The following is a 15,834-nucleotide window of genomic DNA, read 5'->3' on the forward strand; positions in this document are numbered from 1 at the left end:
CGGCTCTTCTCTCTTTTTCAGATCAGTTTAGGACATATTTTTAAAAGTAAGCAGCCTATCCAACGTTGATAATGGTTGTACTGTCTTTAAAATTTCTTTTGCTTTTTTTTCATCACGATGCATTTGCGCAATCAAAGGTTCAAGCCCATCAAATTTTTCTTGTCCTCGCAAAAACTGGAAAAAAGAAACGGTACAGCTTTCCCCATAAAGGTCGTCGTTAAAGTCAAACAAATAGGTTTCCAAAAGGGGCGCCCCATCCTTAACAACCGTTGGACGACAACCAAAGCTTGCAACACCATCATACAAAACACCGTTCGCACGACGCAAACGTACCGCATAAACACCATGAGCCAAACGAACTTGGGGAGGCAACATTTGATTAGCGGTAGGAAATCCCAAAAGACGTCCAAGTTTTTCACCTTGAATAATATTGGAGCGTATCCGATAGTGATACCCTAACAAATGGGCTGCTTTGTCCACTTCCCCTTGTGAGAGAAGTTGCCGAATAAAACTCGAGGAAATAATCAAAGATTGTGATTCTTGAGGACGAGCAACGCAAGGAACTTGCACAACCTCAAATCCATATTTCTCTCCCCTTTGGCAAAGAAGATGTACATTTCCACTTTTCTGATGACCAAATTGAAAATTTTCGCCTGTCACCACAACTGAAACATCAAAAACTTCCTTTAAAAACAACTTAATAAATTCGTCCGCTGAAAGAGCGGCAAACTGTGCATCAAAGGGCTGTTCAATCACGCCGTCAAAACCAAGGGTTTTAAAAATTTCAGCTTTTTCAGCTGCCTCTGTCAAACGATAGACAGGAGCTGAATGTTGAAAAAAACTTCTTGGATGGGGTTCAAACGTTAAAACAACAGATGGTTTCTTTTTTATACGCGCGAAATCAAGTGCTTTTTGCAACACCACCTGATGCCCACAATGAACACCATCAAAATTTCCAAGTGCCAACACTGCTCCCCGCCAAGCCGAGGGAAACATATGAATTCCCTGAAGACGCAAAAATTTAGTCATTACTGAAGTGCCCACATGATTGCTTGTGGTTTATAACCATGATGTTCAAGAAAAGAATGCAAAGCTTGCTTATCAACCACACCCTTTTGCGTATAATCATAATGATGAATCCCCCCCATAATATAAAGGGCATCAAGACCAAAGTGAGCCGCCCCCTTAATATCCGTTAAAAGACCATCACCAATAGCTAAAACTTGACTTTTTTCTACTGTTCCCCGTATTTTTTGAAGTTTTTCAAAGGCACATTCATAAATAGGCGCGTGAGGTTTTCCAGCAATGCGCACTTCCCCCCCTAATTGTTGATAAAGACGAGCCAATGCACCAGCGCACCAAAATTCTTTATTTCCATAATGGACAATCACATCTGGGTTCGCACAAATAAAAGGTAAATTCCGTGACCGCATGCGACGAAACATCTCCTCATAAGCAGAGGGTTCTTCGTCAAAATCTTCAAGAAAACCGCTACAGACGACAACAGAAGCCTCCCATTCTTCAACAAATTCACACTCTAACCCTTCAAACAGCACCAAATCACGTTGTGAACCAATGAAAAAAACTTTACGTGGAGCAGTCTGAATGAGATCGCGCGTTACATCCCCTGAAGTGATAATGGCATCATAATAGTCGCTATGAACATTCATGCTTTGTAATTGAGCAGCAACATCTTCCCGTAGCCGAGGAGAATTAGTTAATAAAATGACAGTTTTTCCCATTTGTCGGATTTTATACAACGCCTTCAACGCTGGTTCAAATGCATGTACACCGTTATGCACAACACCCCACACATCACAAAAAACAGCATCATAATGCGCTATAATAGTCTCAATATGGGTAAGTTCATTCATGGAGCACCTATCTCTATTTGTCATTTAAAGCTGTCTTTTACTTCAAAACTACTTACCGAAAGATAATACTTGTGTCATCTGCTTTCTCAAACCATATCCCAACTTTTTATCGTCTATAGAGATCATAAGAAATGATAAAATAACTAAGTTATCATTAAGTTGTGCAAAATTCTAAAATGCTTGATAGCAAAAGCTTATCATTCCCCAATGCTCATTTTTCTCATAAAAATTTTAATTCTAACAACAACGACGTTGATAGAGTTTTTTATCTAAAATACTCAAATTCTTCACTGAGAAAATAAACGTATCCCCCTCTTAAAAACATGCATCATGAGAAAGCCCAATATATTTTCTCATTTCAAATTTGTTTATATTGAATCAATCAAAACCTTTTCGCTTACACATTATAAGCAGAGAGCGTACAGATAAAAACACGTGAAGAAAGAAAAAATAGCTCTTATGCTCCCTTTCAAGGCAAAAACTGTCGTAATATTTTGAACTGGCAGAGAGTATGTACCGTCCGAGCATCTTTTTTTCAGTAAAGATAGCAATATAGCTTTTATCCCATTCATAGAGGCTTTTACGCTACATACTTTACGAAGCACCATTGTAAAATAGGCGCTAACATTGAGAAATATCTTCTAAAACAAACATGTAAATGTACAACAATCAGATCTATAATGTTTTGAGTTTATTTTGCATGAGGGCTCTTTACTCATAAAAGCTTTCCCCTATCATCATGATATCTCAGACGCATCAAAACAAGCCATTTTGGTTATTGGTTAAGAGCAATACCGTAAGCGGTGCCTTTGAGCTTAAAAACCAAGTTTTACCTTCGTAAAATGCATATCTGATGTCATGAGTTGAGTAAGCAAACCTTAAAACTTTGAAAGGCAAACAACCTCCTATTTAAAAAAATCTATCCGTCTCAAGAAAAACTATTTTTATTGCCAATCTCCTAAAATTACTTTATGAATCGAAAAATGTTTTGATCGCATACGCAACGATCAAAAGGGGTCTTGAAAATCCGAAACCCTAGCGTAAAAATAAACCCACTATGTGGGTATCCCGGAATTCCGGGAGATTTTGCTATGTCCAGGTGCTCCAAGCACTAAAAGCAAAATGCTGACTAGGGTTCAGTGTTTTCAAGCTCCCGGAATACCAATGCGAGGGCGCTCGCACCTGAGGGGGAAAATGCAAGCTCAAAATCTTAATGTTGATCTTTTTGTAGGCAAAAAAATTCGCTTTAGGCGAAAAGTGCTAAAAATGTCTCAAAAAACATTAGGGCATCATTTAGGTGTCACTTTCCAACAAATCCAAAAGTATGAAAAAGGCTTAAATCGCGTGAGCGCAGGGCGTTTAAAGGAAATTTCCGATATTTTGAATGTTCCACTTGCCTTTTTTTACACTGATATCATCAAAAAAGACAACACCCCGTACCATTCGCCTCGAGCAAAGAGGAATATTTGCTTTTAAAAAGTTTTAGAGTCCTCACATCTGTCAAGCAGAAAGCGATTTTAAACTTAATTTGTGATCAAAATTAAAACGCTTTAAAAGCATAGCTATAAAGTGCTACACACCCTATTCTTGTCTTTCTCCCCACACCCCAAAAGGATGCCCCCCCTCCTCAAACCGGTTGATAAACGATCCGCCTTTTCAAAAATAGCTCCTTCTCAGCTTCCCATTTCATATGGTTCCTTTCACAAAATTATATAAACAAGCCCTCCCTTGAATATTCATCACACTCTCTTATCAAAACACCCCATGTATAAAGTTTTATGTCTTATATCACCACACCCGCAAACAATAGCGTTTTACAGCACAACAGAATAAGTATTTATCTGTATTTAAAGAGTGTCCCCCTTTTCGCTATGGACGCTCTATTTATTTTAAATGATGTACATTTAAAATACCTGCTATTAAAGACTTAGTATCTGTTATAAAGTCTTAAAGGCATATTTTTCCTCTAAAATCTCAATGCTACAGCAACTCTATCATAAGGCAACACATTGATTTACAAAGACAATTTATTGTTTTACATGTTGAATGAGAATCCAGAATATCGTAAGATTCTTTCATTTCAGACTTGTTCCATGTTGAATCAACCAAAACTATATCTCTTGCAGGTTACAAGTGGGAAGAGGCGTATGGATAAAAACTATTAAGTAAGAATTAAAAATGCCTCAAACGAACCGTCTCAAGTACCAAGGGCTGTAAACAACACCCACGAGCTGGCAAACTATGTGATGGTGCCGGGCCCGGCCTTACTCCGTTATGAAGCGTAACGATGGTGCTCAATGGCTTTACCGTTATACCCTTTACGAACAGCGTCGCAAAATAGGCTTGGATACCTTGAGAAATATTTCTATAAGACAATACTATCCAGTTCTCTCATGATCATAATCCTCAATCTGATAAAGTTGAAACAAACAATAGGATTGCGAATATGATTTGGGGAGCTCATCTGAAAGATAAAAAATGATAAAAAAATTCCGCTATAACAATTGAAGAAGCGAGCATTCGTTGAGCCGTAACTTCTTTATTTTAGAATTTTTATATCACACTTTACTGTTGAGATGCATGACCACGGTCTGTAACATCAAGCTTTGGCGAGAAAAACATTTCAGTATCTGCTTGTAAAACATTTTGACAGTTTTTAGATTCCTTAACAGCTTGTCCTGAAAGAGAACACTTCGTTCCCCATTCTTCTCTTAATTTTGCATCTTTTTTAAAATCTTCTACGCTATAGGTTTTTCACACCCCACAACGAATGCATAATAAAATAATTTTTTTTCATTTTATCCCTCTTTAAATACCTTATCTGTTAATATCATCCCCCCAAATGAGGGTTGAATTTTCACACTGTATGAGAATACAGCCTCACTATCACTTGCTTGCTTTCAAAGTGAATACTCTGAGTAAAATAACGCAAGAAGAGCTCACAATAGCCATCGTATGAGTTTGTCATAAAATACAATGAGAAAGGAAAGAGCCCAAACTGAATACAAATGATGAAATCAGAAGACGCATTAATGCTTTCGTCCAACTGATTTCAAATAGTTACATTGCAATAGGCATCGCCCCTAACCCTATAGAAAGCCTATGAGCATTATAATACTTAAGTCTCACGATCAATGGACTATGCAGCCATAACAAAAAAGTATGAGCTCTTTTTACCTATTTGTATGTTGATTATTGTTCCTCCATCGAGGACTAAATAGAAACGTTTTGTGATATATAGAAAACAATCAGCAATGCAAATCATTTTACGAAGATTTCTTCGTGTAGAGTCTATTTGAAATCCATCCATCATTTGGAAGTCTGAATTTAAAAGCAGATAATTATGAAAGCTTTTCAAGGAATGCAACAGATTGATCACTTTTAAAGAAGTAAAAAACGTGATCCAATCCTGAAGACAAAATTCTGATGAAAAAACTTTTGCTATGAATTCTTTTAAGGCATTGTGAAAGATTTTATCCGTTATATCAAACGTTACACCATTTTTGGGTCTGTTCATTTTTTACTTTTATCAACACCGCTCTAGAAATCCGTTTCTTGAGCGTTTTTTATCGCCTCACTTTCTCCTTCAAACAAAAATACTCAAAAATGCTTTGCCACCAACAATGACATTTTCCCGCTTTTATAAAACACATAAGTAAAAATAGAGAAGCGATTTTGAAAGCAACCCTCCCTTGAAAAGGGAAGTACCATCCATTTACTTCCTAAACGAAAATAATCTCACCGTTTATTCAAATTTGCTCTACGATTTGGTACAATTTTATTGATAAAGTTTTCTCTATAAAAATTTAAGTAAATATGTTCGTTAAAACCAATCATGGACTAGCAAAGGGGTTATAGGATCCATTATCTCGCCGCCATTTTAAAGGTTCAGTGAAATCACTCGACCAAAGACCAATCTTGTTGCCACGTGCTTTTTCTTCCGCATGATGATACTGGGCTGGAATAGGATTTTTCCCCTCTTTTGAGAGTACCAACATACCTTCTTTAAGACCTTCCTCAGCTAAATCAACCCCTTGAACAAAACATTGCGCATAATAAACACCATTGTGCATCAAAGCCTGTTTACAGGATAAATCCTGTCCAAGTGTTTTGGTGACAAGCCAAGCCGTTGTAACCGCACCACAGGGCCATTCTTGATCATTTAATCTTACTTTTTGACGGGGTGCACATGTATCCACACCATAAAGATGAATATCACGGGAGATATGTGAGCGCCAAGATTGTGCAGCAGGCGTCAGTAATTTAAATGTAACCCCACTTGTAACAGAAGCCTTACCATGAAAAACAACAGCATTATTTGCAACATCATTTAATGAAACACTCTTCTGCAAATCGAGAGCTGTTTCATTTTTTTCTAATTGCTGTTTGGTGATAGATTTACCTAACTTTTTTTCTTCTCGATAGAGATCGACAATATCTTGGATATCTTGCATCTCAAATGTTTTAAGAATGCTGAAATCCATTTTATCTTTATATTGGCTTAATCCCCACACTGTGGCCCCCATAATGTAAATAATAACAATCAATTTAAATAGCATCTCTTAACACGCTCGCTCAAAAAATTCGTTTTTTTCCTATCATGTCAGATTATTGATCAGCAATCCCCTTGTTTTTAAAGAAAAAATCCAAATATAAGTGTTGCAGATTAACTACATTTTGTAAAGAATGATATTCTTTCTTTCATTATTTTAATATTGTTATTTTTACCAATATACACAACTTAAAATTGCCATTTTCATGTAACACAATCTCAATTTGAAAAGACTTCTGTCTCTTTACGAAGAAGAGCTTGAGAGTGAACAGATCCACGATCAAGGCTTTTAAAACAAACAAACGAGAAGAATTAAACTGTCATCAAATGACAGCACTCTCCAGTTTGTTAGAGGCAATGGAATGTCGACATATGAACAAATATTATTTGTTAAAGAGAGGTAAAATGACAGATAATAGATTCCAAAACATCATTTTTATCGTGACCATGCTGCTTTTTACAGCATTGCTTGTATCAGATCCTTCTTATGCTGCTTCTTCTACTAATGGAGGTGGTTTCGGGAAGCTTGATGGTGTTTTAGACAACATCGTCACAATGATGACGGGTCCAACGGCAAGGCTTATTGCTATTATATGTGTTGCTGCTGTGGGGATTGGTTGGATGTACGGCTTTATTGATTTACGCAAAGCAGCTTACTGTGTTCTGGGGATTGCTATTGTTTTTGGTGCCCCCACTCTCGTCGGTAAATTAGCGGGCACAACATAAATGAACGAAGATACTCTTTTCCTTGCCTGTACGCGCCCAGCCATGTTTGCTGGTGTTACAATGGAAGCGATGGCGCTCAATGTCATGGCAACATCCATTCTTTTCATTTTGACCAGTGATTTTACCATGTTTGGTCTTGGGATTGGGATGCACTTTATTTTGCGAGAAGTGACAAAGTACGATCACAACCAATTTCGCGTATTATTTGCATGGCTCAATACCCGAGGAAAACAAAAAAACCTCAACCGATGGGGAGGAGGTTCAACCTCCCCTTTACGCCTTATCCGCACTTATAAGGAACTAAGCTGAAGGAACGAAACTGGTGAAACAGAAGTCAATAATGAAACGGGAAACTTTGCCTGAAGAATATATTCCCTATATACGCTACATCAACCAACATGTCGTTGCTTTAAATTCACGCTGTTTAATGGTTGTGATGGCTGTTGAGGGTATAAATTTTGACACTGCGGATATTGATCAATTAAATTCTTTACACAACCAATTAAATACCCTTTTAAAAAATATCGCAGATGAGCGGCTTGCTTTATATTCTCACATCATCCGCCGCCGTGAAACGATATACCCAGAGGGTCATTTTCTTTCATCTTTTGCAACAACATTAGATGAAAAATATAAAAAGAAAATGGTTTCGCAAGAACTGTATAGAAATGATCTATTTATTTCACTGCTTTGGAATCCGGCCGCAGATAAAACAGAAAAGCTGGTTTCATTTTTTCAGCGCTTGAGCAAAGCGAAGAAAACACAATCTGAGCCCGATGAGGAAGCTATTCGTAAACTCGAAGAGTTAAGTCAAGATCTTATGCAAGGTTTGGAAGAGTATGAAGTCCGTCTACTATCAATCTATGAACATGAAGGACTTTTATTTGCCGAACAAAGTGAATTTCTCCACCAGCTAGTGGGGGGAAGACGTGAGCGTATTCCTCTCACATTTGGAACTATTGCTTCAACAATTTACTCGGATCGTGTTATTTTTGGGAAAGAAATTATCGAAATTCGCCATGAAAGCAATGAACGCTTTGTGGGCATGTTTGGATGGAAAGAGTATCCTTCTAAAACACGCCCAGGTATGACTGATGGTCTGCTTACGGTGCCATTTGAATTCATCTTAACACAATCCTTTGTTTTTAAAAGTAAGGCAGCCGCCAGTGCGATTATGAGCCGCAAACAAAATCAAATGATCAATGCAGCTGACCGTGCCAGCTCACAAATCGATGCACTGGATGAAGCGCTAGATGATTTAGAATCAAACCGTTTTGTTTTGGGAGAACACCACATTTCTTTAGCTGTTTTTGCTGATCATCCCAAAATATTGTCTGAAAACTTATCAAAAGCACGTTCCCATTTAACCAATGGGGGAGCCGTGATTGCCAGAGAAGATTTAGGATTGGAAGCAGCATGGTGGGCACAGCTTCCTGGAAACTTTAGCTATCGTGCGCGTTCAGGCGCCATTACCAGCAGAAATTTTGCCGCTTTATCGCCCTTCCATTCTTTCCCTGTTGGCAAACTGAACGATAATGTTTGGGGAGCTGCTGTCGCATTGCTAAAAACACAGGCTGGTTCACCTTACTATTTTAATTTTCATTATGGCGATCTTGGAAACACATTTGTTTGTGGTCCATCAGGATCTGGTAAAACAGTGATTGTTAATTTTCTTCTTGCACAATTACAAAAACACAATCCAACTATGGTTTTTTTTGATAAAGATCAAGGAGCAGAGATTTTTGTACGGGCTGGAGGAGGGAAATACAAACCTTTAAAAAATGGGCAGCCCACGGGTATTGCTCCCTTAAAGGGCATGGAATACACCGAAAAAAATAAAATCTTTCTTCGTAATTGGATCTTAAAGCTGGTGACCGCTGAAGGGCAAATCGTAACAGAAGAAGAGCGACAAGATATCGCCAAAGCCATTGATTCCTTGGAAAACTTACCCCCAACCCAGCGCTCTCTTGGTGCCCTTCAACTGTTTTTTGACAACACATCCAAAGAAGGAATTGCCATACGGCTGCAACGCTGGATTAGAGGCAATGATTTAGGATGGGTTTTTGATAATGACCAAGATGATCTCAATTTAAATGCGCAGTTCATTGGCTATGACATGACCGATTTCTTAGATAATGAAGAAATTCGGCGCCCCTTAATGATGTATCTCTTTCACCGCATTCTTGATCTGATTGATGGGCGGCGCATCATTATCGTCGTTGATGAATTCTGGAAAGCTTTAGAAGATGATTCATTTAAAGCTTTTGCGCAAGATCGGCTAAAAACAATTCGTAAACAAAATGGCATGATGCTCTTTGCAACACAAAGCCCTAAAGATGCTTTGAACTCAACAATCGCGCACACAATCATTGAGCAATGCCCCACCCAAATATTTTTTCCAAATCAAAAAGCAAATTACAATGATTATGTCGAAGCTTTCAAACTTACTGAGCGTGAATTTGAACTGATACAGTCAGAGTTAAGCAGAGAATCCCGTCGTTTTCTCATCAAACAAGGACAAAGTTCCGTCGTTGCAGAACTTAACTTACGTGGAATGAATGATGAGATCGCCGTTTTAAGCGGCACAACAAAAAACATTGAACTCATGAATGAAATTATCAACGAATATGGAGCTGCCCCTGACAAATGGCTGCCCATATTTTATCAAAGGAGAAAAAATCAATGAAAAAATATGGCTTAGTTACACTGTTATCTTTTTCTTTTATTTCTCATGCAATAGCGCAAACAACACCCGATGTAGATGAATATTATAAACAAGCACTCGAGAACACACAAAAATTAAATACTGCAAAATCTGAAACAGCTGAAAACATTTATAAAAGCGCAACTGAAACTGCAAATAAAATCAAAGAAATAAATAATCAGCTTGAACAACTTAAATCACAAAAAGACATAAAACCTGAAGAATTGCAAGCTCTTCGGCAAGATCTTCAAGTAAAGCTTTCTCTTCTTCAAGCAGGTCTTCAAGTAAGTTCTTTAAAACTTCAGTCTCTTGATATGATTCAAGCAAGAGATACGAAGACAAAAGATGAATTACGTGAAGAAAAGGAACAACAAAAGCATAAATATCTTGAGGCACAATTAAAAGAAAAAGAAAAGAAATTAAAAGAAAAACTTGAAAGTACGAGTACAAATGTCAGACTTTAGTTTTTCTCCCTTTGAAAGCGTTTCTGGGTATATTTTAAAACCCCTTGATAATGTGATGGACACGACGGTGAGTGGGCTGTCTTCTGCTATTTCAGCGCCCTTAAATCTCGCCGCAATCATTTTTATCTTTCTTTATGGCTATAATGTTATGACAGGTCGCGTTGCGCTTTCCATGCATAGTCTTCTCAATAATGTTGTTAAAATCGTTGTTGTTACAACAATGGCAACAAATGCGGATACATTTAATACTTATGTCAAGGATATTTTCTTCAATGATTTATCCAATGCTATTGGGAATGCGCTTAACAGTAATCCTGCAAGCTCCAATGTTTTTGATTATATTTTGTTAAAGGCAAGTTCGCGTTATCAAGAAGTCTTATACAATGCTTGGTTTTTTGAAAAGATCATTGTGGGTCTTCTTGGTTCTATCATGCTTCTCGCGGTTATTCTTTTTTGTATAGGTGGTTTTATTGTGCAAATGTTTGCACAAGTTGCACTCGTCATGATTATAGGTCTTGGGCCTCTATTCATTAGTTTGTATTTGTTCAATGCAACGCGAAAATACTCCGATGCATGGATTACAACTTTGATCAATTTTACCATTTTACAAGTTCTCGTAATCATGCTTGGAACCATTATATGTCAAGTTATCCTACAGGTTCTCAAAGTTTCATATGAATCAATTTACGTTCTTTTTCCCCCTGTCATCGTCATTTCGATCATAGGAGTTATTATCTTCCGTGCGCTTCCTGGTATTGCAACAGCGCTGGCCTCTGGCGGACCATACTTTAACGCTGGTGTCTCTTCAGGAGGACAGATTTTTACAATGCTTTCCAATGGTGCAAGAGCGAGTGGCAATGCAGTAAAAAGTGCCACTTCACAAATCTCAGGAGCTGCCGGTAACGCTGTTAGAAGTGCGGCAGGGGCGGCAGCAAAAGCAGGTAAATCTGGAGGCGGTCGTGGTCGATTTTAAGATAAAGCACCTTTTTAAAAGAATAAGCATTTTTGTTTTTGCCTTGTGTGCGCCCTTTGGCGCACACGCCATGATCCTGTTCCAGATAAGATCTAACATCTTGGATCTAACAACAAAACCAATCAAAATCTTGCATCACATAAACTTGTAAAAATGTTCAGAACAAAGGCTCTCATGCATTGTATTCCAAGATATTTGTGAGTTCAAAAAATGAAACGAAAAATAACTTTTGTTATGGTCCTAACAATCGCTCTTACTGGTTGTGCCTCTTTGAGTGGCCCTAAAAAACCTCCACGCTGTAATGGCAAACATACACGCGCTTTAAATAAAGATAAGTGGCATTGGGACAATAAAAACATTGTCTACCCAGAAAAGAGCGTAAAGCCTGTTACCACTCCCATCATTCTCAATACTTTGGAAAGTGAAAAAGTAACAGCCAATTCAGCTTTATTAAAGCCGATTATTCATGAAGCACGATCTGATAAAACTGTGGAGGTTATGCGTGAAAAGTGATGCCCTTGAAGAATATATAAAAGAAGCGCGCTCATTTGACATTGATCGCATGCATAGCATGCGCGTGCGGATGAAAATCTCCATGGCTTTAACAGTGCTTTTTGGATTGATGACAATTGCGCTGGCTTTAGCTGTCGCAGCTTTGACGCCTTTGAAAACGGTAGAGCCTTTTGTTATCCGCGTTGATAACTCAACAGGCATTATTGATACTGTAAGCGCCCTAAAAGAATCCCCTAACGACTATGATGAAGCGATAACGCGTTATTTTGCCAGCCAATATGTTCGCGCTCGTGAAGGTTTTCAAGCATCAGAAGCAGAAAACAATTTTCGCTTAGTCTCTCTTTTATCTTCTCCAAAAGAACAAAACCGTTTTGCAAAATGGTACGCGGGCAATAATCCAGAAAGTCCGCAAAATATTTATCATAACATGATTGCTACGATCACAATCAAATCAATCTCTTTTATAAGCAAAGATCTTATCCAAGTTCGTTACTATAAAACGATCAGAGACTTGAATGAAAAAGAAAATATTTCCCATTGGATTTCAATCTTAAATTTTTCCTACGTGAACGCACACATTTCAACGTCTGATCGTCTTATCAACCCTCTTGGTTTTCAAGTATCGGAATATAGATCTGATCCAGAGGTGATAAAATGATCAGACTTTTACAAACAATCTCTTTAATTTTTACGATCACTGTCAGCTTTCACACAATTCTCTCACTTGCAGAAACAGCGCCTGTCAGTGCACGTAAAGATAACCGCATCAGATTTGTCAATTATGACCCCTACAACGTCGTACAAATCATTGGCTCCATTCGCTCTTCGGTTCAACTAGAATTTGCCGTTGATGAAGAAGTAACCTATGTAGGAATTGGAAATTCGGTTGCTTGGCAAGTTGCACCGGCTGGACACTTTGTTTTTCTCAAACCACGTGAAGTCCAGCCTGTGACAAATTTACAAATTGTCACAAGCCGCCAAGATGGAACACAACGCTCTTATCAATTCGAGCTACAAGTCCGTGAAGGCGATGTTTCAGCCGGCAATGAGACGTATTTCTTGGTAAAGTTTCGTTATCCAGAAGATGAAGCCTTACGTAAGAAATTAGCCGAAGCAGAAAAAGAAAAACAACGTGAAGAAAACTTTGTCAATGATATTTTAAATATCCATGAAGATTTTGGACCACGCAATTGGGCTTATGAAGCTCAAGGCTCATCTCTTATTGAACCTGCTTCTGTCTATGATAATGGGAAAACAACAACCTTTACCTTTTTAGGCAACATTGAAATCCCTGCCATTTACATTGTATCGCCTGATGGGCAAGAAGCGCTTATTCCCAAATCGATTAAAGGCAACAAGGTTATTGTTCATGCAACAGCTGCACAATTCACGCTACGACGTGGGAATGAAGTATTGTGCATCTTTAACAAAAGGTTCGTACCAAAAGGAATTAATCCTGAAACAGGTACGACATCACCATCTGTACAACGTAAAGTGAACCTAGGAAGCAGCCATGAATAACACCGTGGATGAAAAAAGCATTAATGATCGCGATACAATAAAAAATGCTCAAGGGAAAAGTCAACAGAACAATGTGGGGAAAGCTATTGCTCTTATTATTCTTTTCAGTGTCTGTCTTTATTTAGCCTATTCAACACTTGTTACAGACAAAAAGCAACCAATTGAATCTTCAAAAGAAGGAAAAGTTATAAAACAAACAGAGCTTTTTCGTCCTGCAAAGCCTACCCCTCCCCCCTTTGAACAGCCTCAACGAAATAACGCTCTATTACCAAAAGTCGAGCTACCAACACCAAACATCAATCAATTAAATTCTGATGACTCACTGCTGGAGGCAGCACAACGTGCTCCTGTATTAGCTTATGCAAGTACACAACAAGGCAAAATAGATGCACAAACAAATAATGGTGCTTTGCCTCACCAACTTGAAAGTAAACCTGATGAAACAACACAACGTTTTAATCATCTTCTCAAACCCACAGTGCTTGAAGGTATTCGTGCTTCAACCCTTGGTAATCGAAACTACATCATCGCGATGGGAACTTCTATTCCTTGTATTTTAGAAACAGCCATCAACAGTGATCAACAAGGTTTTGCCAGTTGTATCATCTCCAGAGATATCTTATCAGACAATGGTCGTGTTGTGCTTCTTGATAAAGGCACCCAAATTGTTGGTGAATATCGCGCCGGATTGAAAAAAGGCCAAACACGTCTCTTTGTACTATGGAATAGAGCAAAAACCCCCAATGGTATCATTATATCCTTAGCTTCACCGGCAACGGATGCTTTAGGGCGTTCTGGTATGGATGGAGATATTGATAACCATTGGTTTGAGAGGATTGGGTCTGCGCTTCTTGTCTCACTAATAAAAGATGCAACACACTATGCCAATAAACGTTTATCAAAAAAACAGGAAAAAGAAGAAACTGAAACAATCTCTTCAGGACAAAACATCGCAAACATTCTCGTAGAAAATTACGCCAATATTCCTCCAACATTATCCAAAAACCAAGGGGAAATGGTGAATATCTTTGTTGCCCGCGATTTAGATTTTTCCAGCGTTTATAAATTGAAAGTCATCGAAAACAAAAAACAGATTATCAATCGAGCTGTTTCAAGAAACTTTTACAAAAATTCGGCGGTAACTTTAGAATGAACTCAAACTTACATACCATGAGCGATGAAACCGTTGCGATTGTTCTCACAAAACTTGAACCCATCAGTGCTTTTTTGAAAGATGAGAGACTCTTTGAAATTGTTATCAATCGTCCCTATCAAGTCATGACTGAAGGATTTGATGGATGGAAAACAATAGAAGCACCGGGGCTCTCTTTTAATGAGCTTATGGGGATTGCGAAAGTTGTAGCATCCTATTCCAAGCAAAACATATCGGATAAAAACCCAATATTATCTGCAACGCTACCAGGCAATGAGCGTATTCAAATTGTCATTCCACCCGCTGTCGAAAAAGACACGATTAGTATGACAATTCGCAAACCGTCATCGCAGAGTTTTTCTCTCGAAGAGCTCGCCAAGAAAGGCCTCTTCTCGCTCTGTGAACAGGTCTCTTTCACACCCTTGAATGACTATCATTCTCGTTTTAACGAACTCAAAATCATCGAGCATAAATTAGCCAGTGCCTACTGTAATAAAGACTTTGTCTCTTTTTTAAATCAAGCTGTAGAATGCCAGAAAAATATTTTAATTGCGGGAAAAACCGGTTCGGGTAAAACAACATTATCAAAAGCATTAATCGCCAAAATCCCTCAAGAAGAGCGTATTATCACCATTGAAGACACACAAGAATTGGTGATACCACACCCTAACCATGTCTCAATGTTCTATTCAAAAGATGGACAAGGCTTAGCCTCCGTTGGCCCCAAAGAGTTACTTGAATCATCTTTACGGATGCGTCCTGATCGTATTCTTTTGCAAGAACTTCGAGATGGTACAGCCTTTTATTATATCCGCAATGTCAATTCAGGCCATCCAGGTTCCATTACGACGGTTCACGCATCAACAGCACTTGCAGCCTTTGAGCAGATGACCCTTTTGGTCAAAGAAAGTGAAGGCGGTGGTGATTTAGAGCGTGATGATATTCGAGGCCTGTTGATTTCAATGATTGATATCATCATCCAATGCAAACGGATTGAAGGAAAATTTAAGGTCACAGAAATTTATTACGATCCCTTCAAACAACGAAACATCTTTGGAGGTGACTAAAAGAAGATCACACCGGCTGCCAAAGGCTCTTTTAAAGCAACGATTGCAAATAAGAGAAAAAATGCATGAAAACCAACGAAACAGAAAATAGAGAAAATCTTTTATCGATGACAGAAGAAGAATTAAAAAAACGCCGTGAAGCCGTTGAAGCAGCCATCAGCACCCATGCGATAGAGGGAATAGCGCTTCATCCTACAACACTCAAAATTTTAGAAGAATACGCAAAGGGGAATATTTCACTCGAGGAATTTAACACTCTTATGGATAACGTAAAATTATAAGGAAGC

At 38.3% G+C, this 15,834-nt stretch carries 14 protein-coding genes and 2 pseudogenes; 12 read left to right on the forward strand and 4 right to left on the reverse strand.

All coding sequences use genetic code 11. The features are described 5' to 3' along the window. Window positions 1–27 precede the first annotated feature (27 nt). Both ACFIMG_RS09735 and ACFIMG_RS09740 read right to left on the reverse strand, forming a co-directional pair. A complete protein-coding gene (locus ACFIMG_RS09735; RefSeq protein WP_375678466.1) occupies window positions 28–1,029 on the reverse strand; it encodes a bifunctional riboflavin kinase/FAD synthetase in 1,002 nt (333 codons plus the stop codon). Further along, window positions 1,029–1,874 carry a TIGR01459 family HAD-type hydrolase gene (locus ACFIMG_RS09740; RefSeq protein ID WP_375612197.1) on the reverse strand — a complete coding sequence of 282 codons (846 nt, stop codon included), beginning with the start codon at window positions 1,872–1,874 and terminating at the stop codon, window positions 1,029–1,031. The genes ACFIMG_RS09735 and ACFIMG_RS09740 overlap by 1 nt, the downstream gene beginning before the upstream one ends. Window positions 1,875–3,068: 1,194 nt before the next feature. Between ACFIMG_RS09740 and ACFIMG_RS09745 the strand changes: the two are divergent. After that, window positions 3,069–3,418, forward strand: a pseudogene (locus ACFIMG_RS09745) (helix-turn-helix domain-containing protein). A 1,021-nt stretch (window positions 3,419–4,439) separates the two neighbouring features. On the opposite strand, the pseudogene ACFIMG_RS09750 reads toward ACFIMG_RS09745, so the two are convergent. Both ACFIMG_RS09750 and ACFIMG_RS09755 read right to left on the reverse strand, forming a co-directional pair. Further along, a pseudogene (locus ACFIMG_RS09750) lies at window positions 4,440–4,568 on the reverse strand (hypothetical protein); the annotation flags it as partial. 1,139 nt (window positions 4,569–5,707) lie between these two features. Continuing rightward, window positions 5,708–6,433 carry a hypothetical protein gene (locus tag ACFIMG_RS09755; RefSeq protein ID WP_375678467.1) on the reverse strand — a complete coding sequence of 242 codons (726 nt, stop codon included), beginning with the start codon at window positions 6,431–6,433 and terminating at the stop codon, window positions 5,708–5,710. Between the two features lie 398 nt (window positions 6,434–6,831). Here ACFIMG_RS09755 and ACFIMG_RS09760 point away from each other — a divergent pair, with 398 nt between their 5' ends. The 11 genes from ACFIMG_RS09760 to ACFIMG_RS09810 all read left to right on the forward strand — a co-directional run bounded on the left by ACFIMG_RS09760 (window position 6,832) and on the right by ACFIMG_RS09810 (window position 15,828). Beyond that, a complete protein-coding gene (locus tag ACFIMG_RS09760; protein ID WP_375638526.1) occupies window positions 6,832–7,152 on the forward strand; it encodes a TrbC/VirB2 family protein in 321 nt (106 codons plus the stop codon). After that, window positions 7,153–7,461, forward strand: coding sequence for a type IV secretion system protein VirB3 (locus tag ACFIMG_RS09765; RefSeq protein WP_212112790.1), 309 nt, complete (start codon window positions 7,153–7,155; stop codon window positions 7,459–7,461). It abuts the gene before it with no gap. 31 nt (window positions 7,462–7,492) lie between these two features. After that, the gene (locus ACFIMG_RS09770) at window positions 7,493–9,838 is read left to right on the forward strand and encodes a VirB4 family type IV secretion/conjugal transfer ATPase (RefSeq protein WP_375678489.1); all 2,346 of its coding nucleotides are present in this window, start codon (window positions 7,493–7,495) and stop codon (window positions 9,836–9,838) included. Continuing rightward, window positions 9,835–10,320 carry a type IV secretion system protein VirB5 gene (locus ACFIMG_RS09775; protein ID WP_375678468.1) on the forward strand — a complete coding sequence of 162 codons (486 nt, stop codon included), beginning with the start codon at window positions 9,835–9,837 and terminating at the stop codon, window positions 10,318–10,320. Before ACFIMG_RS09770 ends, ACFIMG_RS09775 begins: the two co-directional genes overlap by 4 nt. Further along, the gene (locus ACFIMG_RS09780) at window positions 10,307–11,293 is read left to right on the forward strand and encodes a type IV secretion system protein (protein ID WP_375610597.1); all 987 of its coding nucleotides are present in this window, start codon (window positions 10,307–10,309) and stop codon (window positions 11,291–11,293) included. Before ACFIMG_RS09775 ends, ACFIMG_RS09780 begins: the two co-directional genes overlap by 14 nt. A gap of 210 nt (window positions 11,294–11,503) precedes the next feature. Beyond that, window positions 11,504–11,806 (forward strand): type IV secretion system protein VirB7, encoded by a 303-nt coding sequence (locus ACFIMG_RS09785; protein ID WP_375678469.1) that lies wholly within the window; start codon window positions 11,504–11,506, stop codon window positions 11,804–11,806. Beyond that, complete coding sequence (locus ACFIMG_RS09790) at window positions 11,760–12,464, forward strand: virB8 family protein (protein ID WP_375610599.1); 705 nt, start codon at window positions 11,760–11,762, stop codon at window positions 12,462–12,464. Before ACFIMG_RS09785 ends, ACFIMG_RS09790 begins: the two co-directional genes overlap by 47 nt. Then, a complete protein-coding gene (virB9, locus tag ACFIMG_RS09795; protein ID WP_375678470.1) occupies window positions 12,461–13,327 on the forward strand; it encodes a P-type conjugative transfer protein VirB9 in 867 nt (288 codons plus the stop codon). Before ACFIMG_RS09790 ends, virB9 begins: the two co-directional genes overlap by 4 nt. Continuing rightward, on the forward strand, window positions 13,320–14,480 hold the full coding sequence (virB10, locus tag ACFIMG_RS09800) for a type IV secretion system protein VirB10 (protein ID WP_375678471.1): 1,161 nt from the start codon (window positions 13,320–13,322) through the stop codon (window positions 14,478–14,480). The genes virB9 and virB10 overlap by 8 nt, the downstream gene beginning before the upstream one ends. Continuing rightward, window positions 14,477–15,547: a P-type DNA transfer ATPase VirB11 gene (gene virB11, locus ACFIMG_RS09805; protein WP_375678472.1), complete on the forward strand. Its 1,071-nt coding sequence runs from the start codon at window positions 14,477–14,479 to the stop codon at window positions 15,545–15,547. Before virB10 ends, virB11 begins: the two co-directional genes overlap by 4 nt. 65 nt (window positions 15,548–15,612) lie before the next feature. Further along, complete coding sequence (locus ACFIMG_RS09810) at window positions 15,613–15,828, forward strand: antitoxin VbhA family protein (protein WP_375610603.1); 216 nt, start codon at window positions 15,613–15,615, stop codon at window positions 15,826–15,828. Window positions 15,829–15,834: the final 6 nt, after the last annotated feature.

Origin of the sequence: Bartonella sp. AP11XZML (assembly GCF_042196445.1) — a bacterium.
GTDB lineage: Bacteria > Pseudomonadota > Alphaproteobacteria > Rhizobiales > Rhizobiaceae > Bartonella.

Excerpts from the sequence above, each read along its gene's own strand:
- ACFIMG_RS09735 (WP_375678466.1), bottom strand. The coding sequence starts at position 1,029 with ATGACTAAATTTTTGCGTCTTCAGGGAATTCATATGTTTCCCTCGGCT.
- ACFIMG_RS09740 (WP_375612197.1), bottom strand. The coding sequence starts at position 1,874 with ATGAATGAACTTACCCATATTGAGACTATTATAGCGCATTATGATGCT.
- ACFIMG_RS09755 (WP_375678467.1), bottom strand. The coding sequence starts at position 6,433 with ATGCTATTTAAATTGATTGTTATTATTTACATTATGGGGGCCACAGTG.
- ACFIMG_RS09760 (WP_375638526.1), top strand. The coding sequence starts at position 6,832 with ATGACAGATAATAGATTCCAAAACATCATTTTTATCGTGACCATGCTG.
- ACFIMG_RS09765 (WP_212112790.1), top strand. The coding sequence starts at position 7,153 with ATGAACGAAGATACTCTTTTCCTTGCCTGTACGCGCCCAGCCATGTTT.
- ACFIMG_RS09770 (WP_375678489.1), top strand. The coding sequence starts at position 7,493 with ATGAAACGGGAAACTTTGCCTGAAGAATATATTCCCTATATACGCTAC.
- ACFIMG_RS09775 (WP_375678468.1), top strand. The coding sequence starts at position 9,835 with ATGAAAAAATATGGCTTAGTTACACTGTTATCTTTTTCTTTTATTTCT.
- ACFIMG_RS09780 (WP_375610597.1), top strand. The coding sequence starts at position 10,307 with ATGTCAGACTTTAGTTTTTCTCCCTTTGAAAGCGTTTCTGGGTATATT.
- ACFIMG_RS09785 (WP_375678469.1), top strand. The coding sequence starts at position 11,504 with ATGAAACGAAAAATAACTTTTGTTATGGTCCTAACAATCGCTCTTACT.
- ACFIMG_RS09790 (WP_375610599.1), top strand. The coding sequence starts at position 11,760 with ATGAAGCACGATCTGATAAAACTGTGGAGGTTATGCGTGAAAAGTGAT.
- virB9 (WP_375678470.1), top strand. The coding sequence starts at position 12,461 with ATGATCAGACTTTTACAAACAATCTCTTTAATTTTTACGATCACTGTC.
- virB10 (WP_375678471.1), top strand. The coding sequence starts at position 13,320 with ATGAATAACACCGTGGATGAAAAAAGCATTAATGATCGCGATACAATA.
- virB11 (WP_375678472.1), top strand. The coding sequence starts at position 14,477 with ATGAACTCAAACTTACATACCATGAGCGATGAAACCGTTGCGATTGTT.
- ACFIMG_RS09810 (WP_375610603.1), top strand. The coding sequence starts at position 15,613 with ATGAAAACCAACGAAACAGAAAATAGAGAAAATCTTTTATCGATGACA.